General features: G+C 43.5%; 12 protein-coding genes, 25 tRNA genes, 1 rRNA gene, 1 riboswitch and 1 other annotated feature. Of the genes, 33 read left to right on the forward strand and 5 right to left on the reverse strand.

Annotated features, from left to right (window positions below):
• The 29 genes from rrf to ACTFWY_RS09405 all read left to right on the forward strand — a co-directional run.
• Positions 1-111 (forward strand): 5S ribosomal RNA (rrf, locus tag ACTFWY_RS09265); the annotation flags it as partial.
• A 16-nt stretch (positions 112-127) separates the two neighbouring features.
• A tRNA-Val gene (locus ACTFWY_RS09270) sits at positions 128-200 on the forward strand.
• 3 nt (positions 201-203) lie between these two features.
• Positions 204-276: transfer RNA gene (locus ACTFWY_RS09275), tRNA-Lys, on the forward strand.
• Positions 277-290: 14 nt separating this feature from the next.
• A tRNA-Leu gene (locus ACTFWY_RS09280) sits at positions 291-372 on the forward strand.
• 7 nt (positions 373-379) lie between these two features.
• Positions 380-452: transfer RNA gene (locus tag ACTFWY_RS09285), tRNA-Thr, on the forward strand.
• 10 nt (positions 453-462) lie between these two features.
• Positions 463-534 (forward strand) — tRNA-Gly (locus ACTFWY_RS09290).
• Between the two features lie 16 nt (positions 535-550).
• Positions 551-636, forward strand: a tRNA-Leu gene (locus ACTFWY_RS09295).
• A gap of 11 nt (positions 637-647) precedes the next feature.
• Positions 648-721, forward strand: a tRNA-Arg gene (locus ACTFWY_RS09300).
• 9 nt (positions 722-730) lie between these two features.
• Positions 731-804: transfer RNA gene (locus ACTFWY_RS09305), tRNA-Pro, on the forward strand.
• A gap of 14 nt (positions 805-818) precedes the next feature.
• Positions 819-891 (forward strand) — tRNA-Ala (locus tag ACTFWY_RS09310).
• A gap of 24 nt (positions 892-915) precedes the next feature.
• Positions 916-989 (forward strand) — tRNA-Met (locus ACTFWY_RS09315).
• Positions 990-1002: 13 nt separating this feature from the next.
• Positions 1003-1076, forward strand: a tRNA-Ile gene (locus tag ACTFWY_RS09320).
• Positions 1077-1095: 19 nt separating this feature from the next.
• A tRNA-Ser gene (locus tag ACTFWY_RS09325) sits at positions 1096-1185 on the forward strand.
• An 86-nt stretch (positions 1186-1271) separates the two neighbouring features.
• A tRNA-Met gene (locus tag ACTFWY_RS09330) sits at positions 1272-1345 on the forward strand.
• Between the two features lie 46 nt (positions 1346-1391).
• Positions 1392-1468 (forward strand) — tRNA-Asp (locus ACTFWY_RS09335).
• Between the two features lies 1 nt (position 1469).
• Positions 1470-1540, forward strand: a tRNA-Gly gene (locus ACTFWY_RS09340).
• Between the two features lie 16 nt (positions 1541-1556).
• Positions 1557-1630: transfer RNA gene (locus ACTFWY_RS09345), tRNA-Ile, on the forward strand.
• Between the two features lie 25 nt (positions 1631-1655).
• Positions 1656-1743: transfer RNA gene (locus tag ACTFWY_RS09350), tRNA-Ser, on the forward strand.
• Positions 1744-1750: 7 nt separating this feature from the next.
• Positions 1751-1822: transfer RNA gene (locus ACTFWY_RS09355), tRNA-Glu, on the forward strand.
• Between the two features lie 14 nt (positions 1823-1836).
• Positions 1837-1926, forward strand: a tRNA-Ser gene (locus tag ACTFWY_RS09360).
• An 84-nt stretch (positions 1927-2010) separates the two neighbouring features.
• Positions 2011-2084: transfer RNA gene (locus tag ACTFWY_RS09365), tRNA-Met, on the forward strand.
• Positions 2085-2101: 17 nt separating this feature from the next.
• Positions 2102-2174: transfer RNA gene (locus ACTFWY_RS09370), tRNA-Asp, on the forward strand.
• 4 nt (positions 2175-2178) lie between these two features.
• Positions 2179-2251, forward strand: a tRNA-Phe gene (locus ACTFWY_RS09375).
• Positions 2252-2255: 4 nt separating this feature from the next.
• Positions 2256-2326, forward strand: a tRNA-Gly gene (locus ACTFWY_RS09380).
• 16 nt (positions 2327-2342) lie between these two features.
• Positions 2343-2416 (forward strand) — tRNA-Ile (locus ACTFWY_RS09385).
• Between the two features lie 13 nt (positions 2417-2429).
• Positions 2430-2501, forward strand: a tRNA-Glu gene (locus ACTFWY_RS09390).
• A 102-nt stretch (positions 2502-2603) separates the two neighbouring features.
• Positions 2604-2686: riboswitch (SMK box riboswitch) on the forward strand.
• Positions 2684-3868: a methionine adenosyltransferase gene (gene metK / locus ACTFWY_RS09395; protein ID WP_003128403.1), complete on the forward strand. Its 1185-nt coding sequence runs from the start codon at positions 2684-2686 to the stop codon at positions 3866-3868. It overlaps the preceding riboswitch by 3 nt.
• 67 nt (positions 3869-3935) lie before the next feature.
• On the forward strand, positions 3936-5417 hold the full coding sequence (locus ACTFWY_RS09400) for an MDR family MFS transporter (protein ID WP_003128404.1): 1482 nt from the start codon (positions 3936-3938) through the stop codon (positions 5415-5417).
• Positions 5417-6199 carry an alpha/beta hydrolase gene (locus ACTFWY_RS09405; RefSeq protein ID WP_021149016.1) on the forward strand — a complete coding sequence of 261 codons (783 nt, stop codon included), beginning with the start codon at positions 5417-5419 and terminating at the stop codon, positions 6197-6199. Before ACTFWY_RS09400 ends, ACTFWY_RS09405 begins: the two co-directional genes overlap by 1 nt.
• Positions 6200-6223: 24 nt before the next feature.
• Here ACTFWY_RS09405 and ACTFWY_RS09410 read toward each other — a convergent pair whose 3' ends face one another.
• Genes ACTFWY_RS09410 through ACTFWY_RS09420 form a run of 3 tightly spaced genes read right to left on the reverse strand, consistent with a single transcriptional unit; the run spans position 6224 to position 8432 of the window.
• The gene (locus tag ACTFWY_RS09410; RefSeq protein ID WP_005472914.1) at positions 6224-6799 is read right to left on the reverse strand and encodes a tRNA (mnm(5)s(2)U34)-methyltransferase; all 576 of its coding nucleotides are present in this window, start codon (positions 6797-6799) and stop codon (positions 6224-6226) included.
• Entirely contained in the window at positions 6774-7757 is a 984-nt protein-coding gene (locus tag ACTFWY_RS09415; RefSeq protein ID WP_029487327.1) for a TIGR01212 family radical SAM protein, read from the reverse strand. The genes ACTFWY_RS09410 and ACTFWY_RS09415 overlap by 26 nt, the downstream gene beginning before the upstream one ends.
• A 24-nt stretch (positions 7758-7781) precedes the next feature.
• Complete coding sequence (locus ACTFWY_RS09420; protein WP_003128409.1) at positions 7782-8432, reverse strand: phosphatase PAP2 family protein; 651 nt, start codon at positions 8430-8432, stop codon at positions 7782-7784.
• A 261-nt stretch (positions 8433-8693) separates the two neighbouring features.
• On the opposite strand from ACTFWY_RS09420, the gene ACTFWY_RS09425 reads away from it, so the two are divergent.
• Complete coding sequence (locus ACTFWY_RS09425) at positions 8694-10364, forward strand: LysM peptidoglycan-binding domain-containing protein (RefSeq protein WP_311828413.1); 1671 nt, start codon at positions 8694-8696, stop codon at positions 10362-10364.
• Between the two features lie 43 nt (positions 10365-10407).
• Positions 10408-10635 (forward strand) — a binding site (T-box leader).
• An 87-nt stretch (positions 10636-10722) separates the two neighbouring features.
• The gene (gene leuS / locus ACTFWY_RS09430) at positions 10723-13137 is read left to right on the forward strand and encodes a leucine--tRNA ligase (RefSeq protein WP_003128411.1); all 2415 of its coding nucleotides are present in this window, start codon (positions 10723-10725) and stop codon (positions 13135-13137) included.
• 355 nt (positions 13138-13492) lie between these two features.
• Here the strand turns inward: leuS and ACTFWY_RS09435 are convergent, their stop codons facing one another.
• On the reverse strand, positions 13493-13723 hold the full coding sequence (locus ACTFWY_RS09435) for a hypothetical protein (RefSeq protein ID WP_003128412.1): 231 nt from the start codon (positions 13721-13723) through the stop codon (positions 13493-13495).
• Positions 13724-13953: 230 nt separating this feature from the next.
• Between ACTFWY_RS09435 and ACTFWY_RS09440 the strand changes: the two genes are divergently transcribed.
• Complete coding sequence (locus tag ACTFWY_RS09440; protein ID WP_005472910.1) at positions 13954-14253, forward strand: DUF5960 family protein; 300 nt, start codon at positions 13954-13956, stop codon at positions 14251-14253.
• Between the two features lie 140 nt (positions 14254-14393).
• On the opposite strand, the gene murE is transcribed toward ACTFWY_RS09440, so the two are convergent.
• On the reverse strand, positions 14394-15908 hold the full coding sequence (murE, locus tag ACTFWY_RS09445; RefSeq protein ID WP_311828414.1) for a UDP-N-acetylmuramyl-tripeptide synthetase: 1515 nt from the start codon (positions 15906-15908) through the stop codon (positions 14394-14396).
• Between the two features lie 196 nt (positions 15909-16104).
• On the opposite strand from murE, the gene ACTFWY_RS09450 reads away from it, so the two are divergent.
• Complete coding sequence (locus ACTFWY_RS09450; RefSeq protein WP_003128416.1) at positions 16105-17751, forward strand: putative polysaccharide biosynthesis protein; 1647 nt, start codon at positions 16105-16107, stop codon at positions 17749-17751.

The following is a 17751-nucleotide window of genomic DNA, read 5'->3' on the forward strand; positions in this document are numbered from 1 at the left end:
TGGCGATAGCGAGAAGGATACACCTGTAACCATGCCGAACACAGAAGTTAAGCTTCTTAGCGCCGATTGTAGTGAAGGGTTTCCCTTTGTGAGAGTAGGACGTCGCCACGCGTTTTTTTTAAATTATGGGGGTTTAGCTCAGCTGGGAGAGCATCTGCCTTACAAGCAGAGGGTCAGCGGTTCGAACCCGTTAACCCCCATATGAGCCGTTAGCTCAGTTGGTAGAGCATCTGACTTTTAATCAGAGGGTCACAGGTTCGAGCCCTGTACGGCTCATAGTAATAACCTATGCGGGTGTGGCGGAATTGGCAGACGCACTAGATTTAGGATCTAGCGCCTTCGGGCGTGGGGGTTCAAGTCCCTTCACCCGCACTTCATTGCCGGCTTAGCTCAGTTGGTAGAGCATCTGATTTGTAATCAGAGGGTCGAGGGTTCAAGTCCTTTAGCCGGCATCAGGAATACGCGGAAATAGCTCAGTGGTAGAGCACCACCTTGCCAAGGTGGGGGTCGCGGGTTCGAACCCCGTTTTCCGCTTTTGCCATCGCAATCAGCCGGGGTGGCGGAACTGGCAGACGCACAGGACTTAAAATCCTGCGGTGAGTGATCACCGTACCGGTTCGATTCCGGTCCTCGGCATTTCTTAATATGCGCCCATAGCTCAATTGGATAGAGTGTTTGACTACGGATCAAAAGGTTAGGGGTTCGACTCCTCTTGGGCGCGTTTTAGCAACGGGAAGTAGCTCAGCTTGGTAGAGCACTTGGTTTGGGACCAAGGGGTCGCAGGTTCGAATCCTGTCTTCCCGATTATATTTTCAAAAGGGGCCTTAGCTCAGCTGGGAGAGCGCCTGCTTTGCACGCAGGAGGTCAGCGGTTCGATCCCGCTAGGCTCCATATCATTTGAATAAATGATTTTTTCGCGGTGTAGCTCAGCTGGCTAGAGCGTCCGGTTCATACCCGGGAGGTCGGGGGTTCGATCCCCTCCGCCGCGATTATTAAGAGCCTGGACCTTTAGCTCAGTTGGTTAGAGCAGACGGCTCATAACCGTCCGGTCGTAGGTTCGAGTCCTACAAGGTCCATTGTGGCATTGTATATGTTGGAGGATTACCCAAGTCCGGCTGAAGGGAACGGTCTTGAAAACCGTCAGGCGGGTAAAACCGTGCAAGGGTTCGAATCCCTTATCCTCCTTTACTGGATTCTTGATCGGATTGTAGATCAATGAGTACAGCTTTTAATTACTTAAAGCAGCTATTGCTTAATTAGTAATTTATTATCGCGGGATGGAGCAGTCTGGTAGCTCGTCGGGCTCATAACCCGAAGGTCGTAGGTTCAAATCCTGCTCCCGCAATTGCTTCTGTTAATACAATAGAAGCGTCAAATAAAAACTAAAATATGGTTTGGTAGTTCAGTTGGTTAGAATGCCTGCCTGTCACGCAGGAGGTCGCGGGTTCGAGTCCCGTCCAGACCGCCATGCGGGTGTAGTTTAGTGGTAAAACCACAGCCTTCCAAGCTGTTGTCGCGAGTTCGATTCTCGTCACCCGCTTTAGTTTTTATTTTTTGGGCCTATAGCTCAGCTGGTTAGAGCGCACGCCTGATAAGCGTGAGGTCGATGGTTCGAGTCCATTTAGGCCCATTGAACTATATATTTTGTTACATTTGGGGAAGTACTCAAGTGGCTGAAGAGGCGCCCCTGCTAAGGGTGTAGGTCGGGAAACCGGCGCGAGGGTTCAAATCCCTCCTTCTCCGTTTTAGCGGTCCGTTGGTCAAGTGGTTAAGACACCGCCCTTTCACGGCGGTAACACGGGTTCGAGTCCCGTACGGATCATTGCAACACTTTTTGGAGGATTACCCAAGTCCGGCTGAAGGGAACGGTCTTGAAAACCGTCAGGCGGGTAAAACCGTGCAAGGGTTCGAATCCCTTATCCTCCTTTACTGAACTCTTGATCGGGTTGTAGATCAATGAGTCCAGCTTTTAATTACTTAAAGCAGCTATTGTAATTAGTAATTTATTATCGCGGGATGGAGCAGTCTGGTAGCTCGTCGGGCTCATAACCCGAAGGTCGTAGGTTCAAATCCTGCTCCCGCAATCAAAAAAACTAAATATGGTTCCGTGGTGTAGGGGTTAACATGCCTGCCTGTCACGCAGGAGATCGCGGGTTCGATTCCCGTCGGAACCGTTATGGCTCGGTAGCTCAGTTGGTAGAGCAATGGATTGAAGCTCCATGTGTCGGCAGTTCGATTCTGTCCCGCGCCATCTTGCGGGTGTAGTTTAGTGGTAAAACCACAGCCTTCCAAGCTGTTGTCGCGAGTTCGATTCTCGTCACCCGCTTTAGTTTTTTTATTTTGGGCCTATAGCTCAGCTGGTTAGAGCGCACGCCTGATAAGCGTGAGGTCGATGGTTCGAGTCCATTTAGGCCCATTGAATTTTACTTGGTCCGTTGGTCAAGTGGTTAAGACACCGCCCTTTCACGGCGGTAACACGGGTTCGAATCCCGTACGGATCATGAAAGCATCCTTTGGAATGCTTTTTTTTTATGTTTTAAAAAAGGCAATTTTAAAAGTTTTTCCATAAATTAGGCACAGTAGGTCAAAATTTGTTATAATCAGTCCGTTGCAAGTTCCCGAAAGGATTCGCAGCTGCGAAGATGCCTTGTAACCGAATCGAAATTTAGGGGGAATACAAAAAATGACAGAGAAACATTTATTTACTTCAGAATCTGTATCTGAAGGACATCCAGATAAAGTGGCTGATCAAATCAGTGATGCTATTTTAGATGCGCTGCTTGCTGAAGATCCAATGGCACGGGTTGCCTGCGAAACCTCGGTGACGACCGGATTAGTATTGGTTTTTGGCGAAATCTCGACAAGTGCCTATGTAGATATTCAAAAAATTGTTCGCGAAACCATCAAAGGAATCGGTTATACACGGGCAAAATTCGGCTTTGACGGTGACACTGTGGCGGTATTGGTAGCCATTGATGAACAATCACCTGATATTGCTCAAGGCGTTGACAATGCATTAGAAGTACGCGATGAAGCGAATGAAGAAGAAATCGGTGCCGGAGATCAAGGATTGATGTTTGGTTTTGCTGTTGATGAAACACCAGAATTGATGCCATTACCAATTGCATTGAGTCACCGTCTTGTTCGGCGATTAGCAGAACTGCGTAAAACGAATGAATTGACCTATTTGCGTCCTGACGCAAAATCCCAAGTAACTGTCGAGTATGATGATCAAGATCAGCCTCGTCGAGTGGATACAGTTGTTATCAGCACACAGCATGATGATGCAGTAGACAATGAAACGATTCGTCATGACGTTATTGAAAAAGTGATTAAAGAAGTGATACCAGCTTCTCTTTTAGACGATGAAACAAAATATTATATCAATCCGACAGGACGATTTGTCATCGGTGGGCCTCAAGGGGATGCCGGATTGACTGGTAGAAAAATCATCGTAGATACTTATGGTGGATATGCAAGACATGGCGGTGGCGCATTTTCTGGGAAAGATGCAACAAAAGTTGACCGTTCTGCTAGTTATGCTGCACGCTATATTGCTAAAAATATCGTTGCAGCGAAACTTGCCCGAAAGGTAGAGGTTCAGCTAGCTTATGCGATTGGTGTAGCACAACCTGTATCGATTCGAATTGATACGTTTGGAACCGGAAAAGTCAGTCAAGAGAAATTGATCCAAGCTGTAAGAGAGAATTTTGATCTGCGGCCAGCTGGAATTATAGAAATGTTGAATCTACGTCGTCCGATTTATCGTCAGACAGCGGCATATGGACATTTTGGTCGTACAGATATCGACTTGCCATGGGAACAAACAGATAAAGTGGATGCTTTATTGGCAAGTGTGAAGGAATAAAGAGGCGACCTCTGTTGATGTAAATCAATAGAGGTTCTTTTTTTTGACTTAGAAGAGGGGGAGAATGATGAAAACGAATGTGACACGTGTGACGATTGCTGTTTTTGTTGCAACATTTATGACGGCTATCGAAGGGACGATCATTACGACTGCTATGCCGACGATCGTTGGTTCTTTACACGGGATCGAGATCATGAATTGGGTTTTTTCGATTTACTTATTGACTAGTGCTATGTTGACACCCATTTACGGTAAACTTGCCGATACCATTGGTCGTAAACCGATTTTTTTATTTGGGACACTGCTCTTTATGATTGGTTCCGCACTCTGTGGCTTGTCAAACAGCATGCTGACACTCATCCTTTCGAGAGCTGTTCAAGGAATCGGGGCTGGTGCGATGATGCCTGTTGCATTGACGATCATCGCCGACTTGTACCCTGTAGAAAAGAGAGCGAAAGTCTTGGGTTTGAACAGTACTGCTTGGGGGATTGCTAGTGTCGTCGGTCCATTAGCTGGTGGTGTGATTGTTGATACAGTCGGTTGGCACTGGATCTTTTTTATTAATGTGCCGATTGGTGTGTTTCTTCTTGGCATGATTTGGTTTTATTTTCATGAAAACAAAAAGACGAAGAAATCTGAGAAAATGGATTTACTTGGTAGTTTTTTGATGATGGTCACATTAGTTTCTCTGCTTTTAGGGTTTCAGTTACTAGGCGATCAGGGGTTAAGTGTTGCTGTGGTAAGCTTACTGATTTTGACTATTGTAACATTCCTGCTGTTTTATCGAGTAGAGAAAAAAGCAGCAGATCCATTAATTGATTTAGCGTTATTCCATTCTAGAACTTTTGTGGTAGTAAATATTGTCGCAGCACTAGCTAGCGGTTTTTTGATGGGTATCGATGTGTATATCCCAATGTGGATGCAAGGAGTCTTAGGAATGAGTGCAGGTATCGGTGGTCTTGTACTAGCACCGTTATCGATTTTATGGATGGTCGGCTCATTTCTAGCCAGCCGCTGGTTGCTGAAGCGGTCGGTTTCATGGGTCCTAACGGCTAGTCTATTAATTACGCTTGTTGGCGCAATCTGGCTTTTTATTACCCCAATGAAAACGTCTTTTCTCTGGTTTTTAGGAATCTCTTCAATTACCGGAATCGGATTGGGAGCGACGATGGTCGTTTGTACCGTGACTGCTCAAACCAGTGTTCCTCATTCACAAATTGGGGTAGCGACCTCCTTCAATACGCTATTAAGAACAATTGGTCAGACAATCATGGTTTCTGTTTTCGGGATCGTCTTGAATATCAGCAATAATTTTGGATTGAAAGAAGCAGGTATTCAAGATCAGGAAATCATGAATCGCTTAGTGGACCCAACTGCTGCTAAGAAACTTTCAACAGACATTCTGCTTCAATTACGAGGAATTTTGTACGATGGATTACATTGGGTATATGGATTAGGATTGTTGCTGATTGTGCTTGCTTTGGTGTTTGCCCGTACAATTCGGCGAGAATCTGGTACAATGATAAAAAAAGAATCGCAGGTGATTTGATGGCTTTTATACAAGCAAATATCTATTCAAATGTTCTTGAAATGGAAGTAATGGTAAACGTGATTCTCCCCCAAACTACCATCAAAAAGGTAGGTACAACTACAAAAAATGATCAAAAAGAATTACCAGTTCTATATCTATTACATGGAATGGGCGGTAATCATAGTGTCTGGGAAAGACGAACTTCGATCGAGCGCTATGTGAGCGACTATCAAATGGCAGTGATCATGCCTTCGACTGATTTGGCTTGGTATACAGATACAACTTATGATATGAAGTACTGGACCTTTGTTGCAGAAGAGTTACCGCAAATCTGCCGAGAGCTGTTTCCTCAATTGAGCAGTGATCGGGAGAAGACATTTGCTGCCGGTCTATCTATGGGGGGCTATGGTGCTGTTAAGTTGGGTTTGCGTAAACCAGAGAGTTTTGCTGCCGTTGCCTCTTTGTCCGGGGCTTTAGCGATTGCTGAAAGCATGGATTCTCTTTTAAAGATTCGAAATACTTCTTACTGGGAAGGGATTTTTGGCCCATTGGATCAGTTTCAAGGTTCAGAGAATGATTTGATCCATTTGATCGATACGATTGATCCGCAAAAGGCACCGCGCTTTTATATTAGTTGTGGAACAGAAGACCAACTGTTTCCTGCAAGTGAATATGCAGTTGCAAAAATGCAGGAACGTGACTTGGCAGTGACATTTGAGTCTGGTTCCGGAGATCACGATTGGCAATTTTGGGATCAGTGGATCCAACGAGTATTAAACTGGCTCGTTGAAGGAAAATAAAAAACATCAGAGACCGAAGAATAGTCAACGGTTCTCTGATGTTTTTTTTCGTTCGATACAAAACAGGACTGGTGGTTGGTTGCGCTGATTGATGAATTGATAGGACAGCACGTTAAATTGCGCTTGTGGTAATTGACGACAAAAGCGATGAACAGCTTCTAACTCTTCAGGTCCGCCTTCGTGGCCATAATAGCATACAAGGATGATCCGACCGCAAGGAACAATACGTTGGATCAATGCTTGCAGTGCCTGTTCGGTCGTCTCAGGTAAAGTAATGATTTTTTTATCGCTCTTTGGTAAGTAACCTAGATTGAAAATAGCTGCATGAACGGCATCAGGGACGTAATCCGCTACTGTTTCATGTCCTTGGTGGATCAGTTCAACTTGCGGCAGGAGTCCTTTTGCTAACAAGCGTTCTTTTGTTGTGGTCACTGCTTGTTCCTGAATATCAAAGGCATAGACTTTGCCTTCAGGTCCGACTAGTGTTGCCAACAGCTCGGTATCATGGCCATTTCCCATGGTGGCATCAACTACGGTCTGTCCGGGTTTGACGACTTCTTGTAAAAGGGTGTGGCTATAACGCATGGCTGTTTGTAGCATAGATAGCCTCTTTTCTAACATCAAATTTTCCTTGATAGGAGTCGCGGCGCAGCATTTCTTTATCGATCTCATTCAAGACTTCCCATTTTTTGAGACTCCACATAGGTCCAATCAAAGCATCCCAAGGAGCGTCACCTGTCAGACGATGAATGATGATCTCCGCAGGAATCATTTCTAGTTGGTCGCAAATCAAAGAGACATAAGTCTCTCTTTGCATCAATTGCAGCTTGCCTTCATGATAGTCCCGGAGCATGCGGGTATTTCGCATCAAATGCAAGAGATGGAGTTTGATCCCTTGAATATCTGAGTCCAAGATTGTTTTCCGCACATTTTCCCGCATCATTTCTAATGTTTCACCAGGGAGTCCATTGATCAAATGAGTACAAACCTGAATGCCATGTTTTCTCAATTTAGCGACACCATCAAGATATGTTTGATAATCATGCGCACGGTTGATTGCGTTGCTGGTGGTTTCAAAGGTTGTTTGTAACCCTAACTCCACCCACAAATAAAAGCGTTGGTTCAATTCAGCTAGATAGTCTACCACATCGTCTGGAAGACAGTCAGGACGTGTACCGATAGAAACACCAACGACACCTGGCATGGTCAAAACTTGTTCAAACCGCTCTCGAATGACTGCAGCTGGGGCATGGGTATTGGTGAAATTTTGGAAATAAACGATGTACTTATCGACATGGGGCCATTTTTTGTGCATCATATCGATTTCTTTATGAAATTGAACGGGCAGCGGGGCTTCAGGTGCAACGATCATGTCGCCTGAACCAGATACGCTGCAAAAGGTACAACCACCTTTTGCAACAGTACCATCTCGATTGGGACAGTCGAAGCCAGCATCGATCGGTACTTTAAAGATTTTTTCACCAAATTCCTGACGCAATGCATAATTCCAAGAATGGTAACGTTTATGCTGATTTTCGGCATAGGGGAATGAATTCATGGATTTTACCTTCTTTTCTTTTTTCTAAGATTGTTTTTGTTGGAAACGCCAGACAAAACGCTTTTCTAAATAGTACGGATAGGTCAGTAACAGCCAAGAGAGTCCCACACAAAATCCGCCGAGTACGTCGCTAGGAAAGTGAACACCTAGATAGATCCGACTGATACCGATCAGAAAGATCAGTAAGCCAAGCAAGATTCTCATACCCCAGCGTAGCGCTTGTGACTGGAAAAAGACAGGAATCAGCAAAAGTAAGGTTCCATAAAATACCATGCTGCCAGTGGAGTGTCCGCTAGGAAAACTAGAGCTTGTCTCCAACACTAAATGTTCCAGTGTTGGTCTTTCTCGCATAAAGAATAATTTAATCAACGGATTGAAGACCGCTGAGATGCCAATCGTACCGAAACTGAGCCACAGTGCTTCGGAATAGAAGCGATTGATAAGCAACACGACCAATACAACAATGAAAAGCAGCCCAATCGTTACTGGATTAGCAAACTTGGTCACCCATAGGAAAAAGTCAGTCAAAAAAGGATAACCGCTACGGATCAAACGAGTGCTACTTTCATCGAAAGGATTCAGCCAAGTTGGATAGAATTTGACAACATAGCCTAAAAAGGCAAAGAGCAGCAAAAAACAGCTGCCGGCGAATTGATAATACAGTTTTTTGTTCATAAAAAAATCCTCATTTCTACAGGCAAACATAGTGAGTCTATTATACCATTTATCTTGGAGGGACAAAAGACAGTGGTGCAGGGGTGTTTCTTGAGGGACAATATTGTATAACAAGAAATTGTCGCTTACTTCTTCTTTCGAATAATGTACGTTAGATTACAAAGAGTTTACAGTTTGGCGAAAAGAAGGAAATAACTTTTATAAAATCTTAAGAAATTGTATACTAAACGTAGGAAAAAAATAGAAGACGGAGGAACGTTCATGAACATGAGTTTATCGCGCAAAGAGCGTCGCAGAGAAGGACAGTCCAGTGAATTTTATCAAACGATGAGAAAAAGTGCCGCTGTTGTAGGGACAACCATAACCGCTTGCTCAGTAGTAGCGCCTTTGCTGACTCCAGTTCAAGCGGATGCCGTAGAAAATACTGTGGTGAGAAGTAACTTTGCTGCACCTAATACAGCAGCATTCATTACAGAAATCGCAACTTATGCACAGCCTGTTGCCCAAGCAAATGATCTTTATGCTTCAGTCATGATCGCACAAGCCATTCTTGAAAGCGGCTGGGGAAGAAGTGCCCTGTCCCAATCACCTAACCATAATCTTTTTGGAATCAAGGGCAGTCATAATGGTCAGACAGTCTATATGAACACAGCAGAGTATTTAAACAATCAATGGTTGACTATGAAAGAACCCTTCAAAAAATACCCTTCTTACAAAGAATCTTTTGAAGACAACGCACGAACATTAAGAAATGTTTCGCTAGGAAACGGTAATTATTATTATGCAGGTGCTTGGAAGAGCAATACGTCTTCTTACCGTGATGCAACCCAATGGTTGACGGGGCGTTACGCAACAGCTCCCAACTATGCTTCTTCATTGAATACGGTGATCCAGCAGTATGGCTTGACTAAATATGATACACCAGCTTCAGGCAATGCCGGTGGTGGAGCAACGGTCAGTACGCCTAATACCGCTACAAATCCTGTCAGAAAGCCAGCAGCGACATCGTCAGTTTCTTCTGGTAGTCAAGGCTATACAGTTGCGTCAGGGGATTCTGTCTGGGGAATCGCTAATAAATTCGGCATCACAATGGATCAGCTATGTAGCTGGAACAATATTCGCAATAATTTTATCTACCCAGGACAAAAACTGACGATCAATGGTGGTACTGCCAAACAAACGACGAATACAGGGACCATATCTACCACGACAGCAAGTGCTGGTAGTTATACTGTTGCTTCAGGGGACTCGGTTTGGAGTGTGGCGAACAAGCATGGCATCACGATGGACCAATTACGCAACTGGAACAATATCAAAAATGACTTTATTTATCCTGGTCAACGCTTAGTCGTAAAAAATGGTACTGGGTCAAAAAGTCAGGCCAACAAGACTACAGCAACAAGTTCTGTAACCAATGCTGGTAGTTATACCGTTGCTTCAGGGGACTCGGTTTGGAGTGTGGCGAATAAGCATGGCATCACGATGGATCAATTGCGCAGCTGGAACAATATCAAAAATGACTTTATTTATCCTGGTCAACGCTTAGTCGTAAAAAATTCTGGAAATAAACAGACAAGTAGCCCGACCACAGCTTCTACGAGCATTTCTTCATCAGCTGGCAGTCAAAAGTATACAGTGGCGTCTGGGGACTCGGTTTGGTCGATTGCTAATAAATTTGGTATCACGATGGACCAATTCCGCAGTTGGAACAATATCAAAAATGATTACGTCTATCCTGGTCAAAGCGTACGGGTCAGCGGTACGGCAACGGCTGCGAATCAGACGGCAAGTACGAGCAACTATACCGTAGTATCTGGCGATTCTGTCTGGGGAATTGCGGATAAATTTGGGATTTCCAGAGATCAATTCATTCAATGGAATAACATTAAAGACAACTTTGTTTATCCTGGACAAAGCGTTCGCGTAAAATAGATTGCTATTCCGCTGTTTTTTTGATAGGATAAGTGCAAAGAATCTTTCACATTTGAGAAGGAATAGTAGAAACGTGTTGGAATCAAGAGAGTGCATGGCTGGTGGAAATGCACAGAAGACCTTTCGAACTCGCCTTCAAGTGATATTTGACTGAAATGAGTGTTTCTCAGAACCGCTCAAAGTAGGCAGATACGGCGATGGTCGTTAACACATCGAGGTCTGTTTCATAACAGATAAAATTAGGTGGTACCACGTTTATAACGTCCTATAAAAATCAATAGTGATTTTTATAGGACTTTTTTTAAGTTCTGCTGATTTTTGATCAAGTCAGAGCACCAATTTTTAGGAGGCGTCCATAGTGAACTACAATCACAAAGAAATTGAAAAAAAATGGCAAAAATATTGGGCTAAGAAAAATGAGTTCAATACCCACGATCAACCGGATAAACCAAAGTTTTATGCGTTAGACATGTTCCCATACCCTTCTGGACAAGGATTGCACGTAGGGCATCCAGAAGGATATACAGCGACGGATATTCTAAGCCGCTTCAAGCGCAGCCAAGGATTCAACGTTCTTCATCCCATGGGTTGGGATGCTTTTGGGTTGCCTGCTGAACAATATGCATTGGATACCGGGAATGATCCGGCCGAGTTTACGAAAAAAAATATTGAAACATTCCGTCGTCAAATCAATTCACTGGGGTTTAGTTACGATTGGAATCGTGAGATCAACACGACAGATCCTGAGTACTATAAATGGACGCAATGGATTTTTACCAAACTTTATGAAAAAGGGTTGGCTTATGAAGCCGAGGTTCCTGTCAATTGGGTTCCAGAGTTAGGAACGGTTATCGCCAATGAAGAAGTGATCGATGGCAAAAGTGAACGCGGCGGCTACGATGTTATTCGCAAACCTATGCGTCAGTGGATGTTGAAGATCACGGCTTATGCGGATCGCTTGCTAGATGATCTAGAAGAAGTTGATTGGCCTGAGAGCATCAAAGAAATGCAGCGGAATTGGATCGGTCGTTCTGTGGGTGCCAATGTCACCTTCAAAGTAGCGGGTAGCGATGCAGCATTCACCGTCTTTACGACACGACCAGATACATTATTTGGCGCCACGTATACGGTTTTGGCTCCTGAACATGAGTTGGTACAAGCCATCACTACACCGGAGCAAAAAGCAGCAGTTGAGGCATATGTAGCAGAAACAGCGAAGAAGTCCGATTTGAATCGGACCGATTTGTCTAAAGAAAAGACGGGTGTCTTCACAGGGGCCTATGCGGTCAATCCAGCGAATGGGAAAGAAGTGCCAATTTGGATTGCTGACTATGTGTTGGCTTCATATGGTACTGGTGCGATCATGGCTGTGCCAGCTCATGACGAACGTGACCATGAATTTGCAAAAGCTTTTGGGTTAGAAATCATTCCTGTTCTGGCTGGGGGAGACGTTGAAGAAGCTGCTTATACTGAAGACGGTCCTCATATCAATTCAGAGTTTCTGGATGGTCTAGATAAAGAAGCTGCAATTGAAAAAATGAACCACTGGTTAGAAGAACAAGGAGTCGGTAAAAAAGAAATCAGCTACCGTCTGCGAGACTGGCTGTTTTCTCGGCAGCGTTACTGGGGTGAGCCTATCCCGATCATTCATTGGGAAGACGGTACTACAACCACTCTTCCGGAAGATCAATTGCCACTACGCTTGCCAAAAACCGATAATATCAAGCCAAGTGGTACAGGCGAATCGCCATTGGCGAATGTCAGCGAGTGGGTCAATGTCGTTGATCCAGAAACAGGCATGAAGGGACGTCGTGAAACGAATACGATGCCGCAATGGGCAGGGAGTTCTTGGTATTTCTTGCGGTTTATCGACCCTCACAATAAAAATCGCTTAGCCGATTTTGACAAATTGAAACGCTGGTTACCAGTAGATATCTATATCGGTGGGGCAGAACATGCGGTGCTTCATTTACTTTATGCTCGTTTCTGGCATAAGTTCCTTTATGATCTTGGTGTCGTACCGACAAAAGAACCATTCCAGAAATTATTCAATCAAGGGATGATCCTTGGGGAAAACAATGAAAAAATGTCGAAGTCTCGCGGAAACGTCGTAAATCCGGATGATGTCATCGAACAATACGGAGCAGATACACTGCGCATGTATGAAATGTTCATGGGTCCATTAGATGCATCGATCGCTTGGAATGAAAACGGCTTGGAAGGCAGCCGTAAATTCCTAGACCGCGTTTGGCGTTTGATCGTGGATGAAAATGGCAAAATGCGTGATCGAATTACTACATTCAATGATGGCAAACTAAGTAAAGTTTACAACCAAACAGTTAAAAAAGTTACCGAAGATTTTGAACAGCTTCATTTCAACACGGCTATTTCACAGCTGATGGTCTTTGTGAACGAAGCATATAAGTCCGATGCACTACCATATGAATATGTTGCTGGATTTGTCCAATTGTTGGCACCGATTGCCCCTCATATCGGTGAAGAACTATGGGCAATTCTCGGAAATAAAGAGGGCATCTCTTATGTGCCATGGCCAACTTATGATGAAAGTGCGCTAGTCGAAGATGAAATCGAAGTGGTATTCCAAGTGAACGGCAAAGTTCGGGCAAAAGCCAAAGTTCCTGCGGATGCAGACAAAGCGACGCTCGAACAGTTAGCTCAATCAAATGAACTGGTAAAAGAACAATTGAATGGAAAAACGATTCGCAAAATCATCGTTGTACCAAATAAATTGGTCAATATCGTCGCTAATTAATTGAAAAGAGGGACTGTGCCATAAGTCTCCTACAAGTAAAACTATCCGAACATTAACTATTATTGCTCCTGCGGTGCAGGGACTCCTCGTCGCAAAAGTCAGAGGAATCTATCCTAGCAATAGACTATTATTCGGTTTAACTTGTTGGATGATGACTTATGGCACAGTCCCTCTAAACATGTCTAAACGGTCGAAGCAGATGCAACTCCGAGAAATAAGTCGAAATACCCAAAAATTTGAAAAGCAATTTCTGTGTATTCCTCCTTATTTCTCGGAGTTTAACACTTCTGTCCCCGCTTTTTTTGTACAAAAAAGCAGCGGTTCAGCTGATGCAAACATCAACTGCCGCTGCATACTATTTTTTGCGAATAATGCCGTAAAACAATACAGCTGTAGCCACTAATGGAATGAAGATCACCAATAGAAAGCCATTTGGATATGTTGCGCGAGTGAAGATTTCTGTGGAAGTATCATTTGTGCCGATCAAGTGGTTTGCTACTAAAAATTGTCCGACCAATGCGATCATTGCTAGAAAACCTACTGTTGCCCCTGTTCCAAAGAAGATTTTTTTCTTTGTGCTGTTCATTGCGTCTGCCCCTTTAATATTCTCTATGTCCCATTATACAAAAAATGAAAAAGTCTTCAATGCGATTTTGTCAAATCATTGATTCGTAATACACTTGAAATGAATTTGACATATTTTTCTAGTCAGCTGACTCTTTCTAAGTGAAACGGCAATCAAATCATTCGCTGAACTAAGAGGGGTCTCGTATAATAGAATTAACGCAAATGAAAGCGCAGAAAGAAGGAATAAAAATGGACTATCAATCTTTTGAAGGTCAAGAGGCTTTTTTCAATGATTATCAACGAGTAGCAAAAGCAGGTTACCAAGAAGAAGAAGTGATCGATGACGTGCTGGAACAGCTGAATCAGCAATTGACTGCGGACCAGCTAATTTACCGAGTGGAAGCGGAAAAAACGAAAGACGGCGAAGTCTTTCTGTTTCCTTTCAGCAAATTCATGTATACCGAAGATTTGGACGCAGCAATCTCGACAGAATTTCGCTATGATGGTGCTCCTTATGTCTATGAAACCTATGAGGATGAACAACCATAATTTTCAGCAAGGTATTTAAATCAAGAACTTTTTAAGAGGCATTTGCATAGACACAAAAATAAACACCCAAAGGATGACCCGCTTGATGCTGTCATTCTTTGGGTGTTTGTTGTTAACGGATAGGTGAGGCAATGAAAAAATCAAAGCAAACGCTGAGCGATCTGCAAATCACCTTCATAAGGTTCTTTTTGACCATTGACTTTCAAATATTGCTCAGCGCCTTTACCAGCTAGAATCACGATATCTTGACTAGCGGCTTCAGCAACCGCTGATTGGACCGCAAGGCTGCGGTCCATCTGTTCTTCAATAATGACAGTAGGTGCAGTGATCGCAGCGGCTATCTCGGCAGCGATAGCACGAGGATCCTCAAAGTTAGGGTCATCAGAAGTTAAATAGACTTTATCTGCATACTCTGAAAGCGCTCGACCCATGTCAGGACGTCGTGATTCTGCTTTGCCGCCGGCACTGCCGGTCACAAAAATCAGCCGTCCTTTTGGCCGCAATGTATGGGCTAGCTCACTCAGTGACTTAAAGCTTAAGTAGTTGTGGGCATAATCAACGATGATCAATGCGCCATTTTGTTTTTCCAGAACGATCATTCGTCCTGGAATCGTTACATTAGGCAAGACAGATTGTGCTTCTTCTTGGGTAGCTCCCGCAAGACAAGCAGCAACGATTGCAGCAGTAGCATTGTCGTGATTGAATTCTCCTAGCAAAGCCAACTGATAGTCGCCATTCACAAGAAGAATATCTTTTTCAGAATGGATGCGGAATGATTTAGGATCGCCCGATTCCGCTGGTAATACTTGATAATCTCCATCGCAGTGACCATAGGTGATCAATGGTACTTGATGAGCAGCACAAGTTTCTTTCAATAGTTCAAAATAATCGCTTTGTCGGTTAATGATCATTTGTTTACTATTGTGGATCAACTCGCGTTTGCAGAAAAGATAATCATCAAAGTCCGGATGTTCTACTGGACCGATATGATCGGGCGAAATATTTAGAAAGATTCCAATTTCATAAGTGATCCCAGAGACACGTTTGGTTTTATAAGCTTGGGAAGAGACTTCCATTACTAGATGTGTCATACCATTAGCGACTGCTTCGGCCATCATAGCATACAAGTCTAACGTTTCTGGAGTCGTCAAAACTGCTTCCTGATAGTTCTTTCCGTCAACAGTATTTTCTTCAGAGGAGAAAAAAGCTACTTTCTGATTGGTTGTTTTGGCTAAAATCTCCCGCACAAAATAAGCACAGCTCGTTTTGCCTTTTGTTCCTGTGATTCCAATTTTAAACAGCTGATCTTGCGGATTGTTGTAAAAAGCCTGGGCAATACAAGCCATGGCTGCTCGGATATCTGTAACGATGATGCCATAGGCGGAACAATTTTCATAAGGGTGTTCCGAAACATAACATTGAAGACCCTGAGCAACGGCACTTTCCAAATAGCTTTCTTTGAACGCGGCACCTTTACAGAAGAATAGCGTATTTGCGTCTGTCTGACGCGAATCATAACTTAATGAGGTAAAGATCAAGTCGTTCATTTCTTGTGGAACGGTATAATGCCATTCTTGGCCGATAAACTCTTTTAATAGATTTGCTTCGATCAACAACCCGCGGATCTGATGGGGGGTAATGGTAAGTAGTGACATCTTGGTTCTCCTCGTTTCAAAAAGTTTAGTTTATTATAGCATATTCAGGCAAATCGAATGGAAGACAGCATGCGATTGGTCGTTCTTCTTCAATAATGTGAAGAAACTTTAATATGTTGCAAAAATAGATTGCTCGAAGTCCTTTTTCGAATTAAAATGAAGGGGATATGTTTGTAGAAAGTTGGAGAGAACTGCCATGGATAATCATACGCAATCTGCGTCAAAACAATTAACGACACAAGAAAAAATGGCTCAAGGATCGGCTTGGATGACACTGGGAAACATTGGTTCTCGGTTGCTCGGTGCGATCTATATTTTGCCGTGGTACTACTGGATGGGAGCCAACGGAGATAAAGCAAATGCATTGTTTGGAATGGGTTACAATGTCTATGCTTTGTTTTTGATGATTTCTACTGCAGGAATTCCAGCAGCGATTGCGAAACAGATTTCCTACTACAACTCAAGAGAAGAGTATCGTACAAGTCAGCGCTTGTTCCTGAGAGCTTTACAGTTGATGGCAGGATTTGGGGTAGTAACTGCTGGTATCATGTACATAGCCGCTCCTTGGCTGGCAACCGCATCTGGTGGCGGAGAAGAATTGATTCCAACGATGCGCTCCTTAAGCGTGGCACTTTTGGTCTTTCCATGTATGAGTGTGATGCGAGGATATTTCCAAGGAAATCAAGACATGAAACCATTCGCGATTTCTCAGATTGTTGAACAGATCGCGCGAGTCTTCTATATGCTGTTGGCAACGTTTATTATCATGCGGGTGGTAGAAGGCGACTATACAGCTGCTGTGACTCAATCAACGTTTGCTGCCTTTATCGGCGTTTTAGCAAGTGTTCTGGTTTTGGTTTATTATTTCCAGAAGCAGCGGGTTCGGATGGATGTTTTGCTGGACATGAGCAAAGAAGAAACAGAGATCCAAACCAAAGAATTGGTTTTATCCACCATCAAAGAAGCGATTCCTTTTATTATTGTTGGTTCTGGGATCACAATTTTTAAACTAGTGGATCAGTATACCTTTGTTCGAATTATGAAAGGATTTACACAATATTCAAATGATCAGCTCTTAGACATGATGGCAATCTTTGGCAGCAATCCAGACAAGCTGACAATGGTCGTGATCGGCTTAGCAACGTCGATGGCATCTACAGGGTTGCCTTTAATCAGTGAAGCAGTAGCGAAAAAGAATCAAGGAAATTTAGCTAAATTGATCAGTAATAACCTCCAGTTGTATTCCTTTGTCATGCTGCCTGCTACGTTTGGAATGATCGTATTGGCGTATCCATTGTATACATTGTTTTATCGACCGGATACATTAGGGGCAAGCGTCCTCGTTGCTGCTTGTATCTCTGGCTTAATCCTGGGCTTGTTCATGCTGACTTCTAGCATGCTGCAAGGGATGTACCATAACACAGAAGCGGTTATCTTCTTCTTTATTGGTTTGTTGCTAAAATTTATTTTGCAGTATCCGGCCATCTGGCTGTTCCAAGTTTATGGACCTTTAGTCTCTACAACATTGGCACTTGGTGTGACTTGCTGGCTGAATATTAGAAAAATGTTGACTAAAGGCCACTTCAATGCCAAGTTGACCTTTAGAAGAACGGTTTTGATTTTCCTGATGACTCTCATTATGTTAGTGATCGCGCTGATTGCTCGGCAATTGTTTGGTCTGGTCTTAAGTTCGGATCGCAAAGTCCAAGCCTTTATTCTTTCTCTACTGGTTGCAGCAGTCGGTGGCGGGGCCTATATTTATATGGCATTGAAAATCCGCTTAGCAGAAAAACTACTGGGCTCATCAATGATTCGTTTGCGTAAGAAATTGCGAATCAAATAA

This window comes from Enterococcus sp. 125944 (assembly GCF_051909435.1).
Classification (GTDB): domain Bacteria; phylum Bacillota; class Bacilli; order Lactobacillales; family Enterococcaceae; genus Enterococcus_D; species Enterococcus_D gallinarum.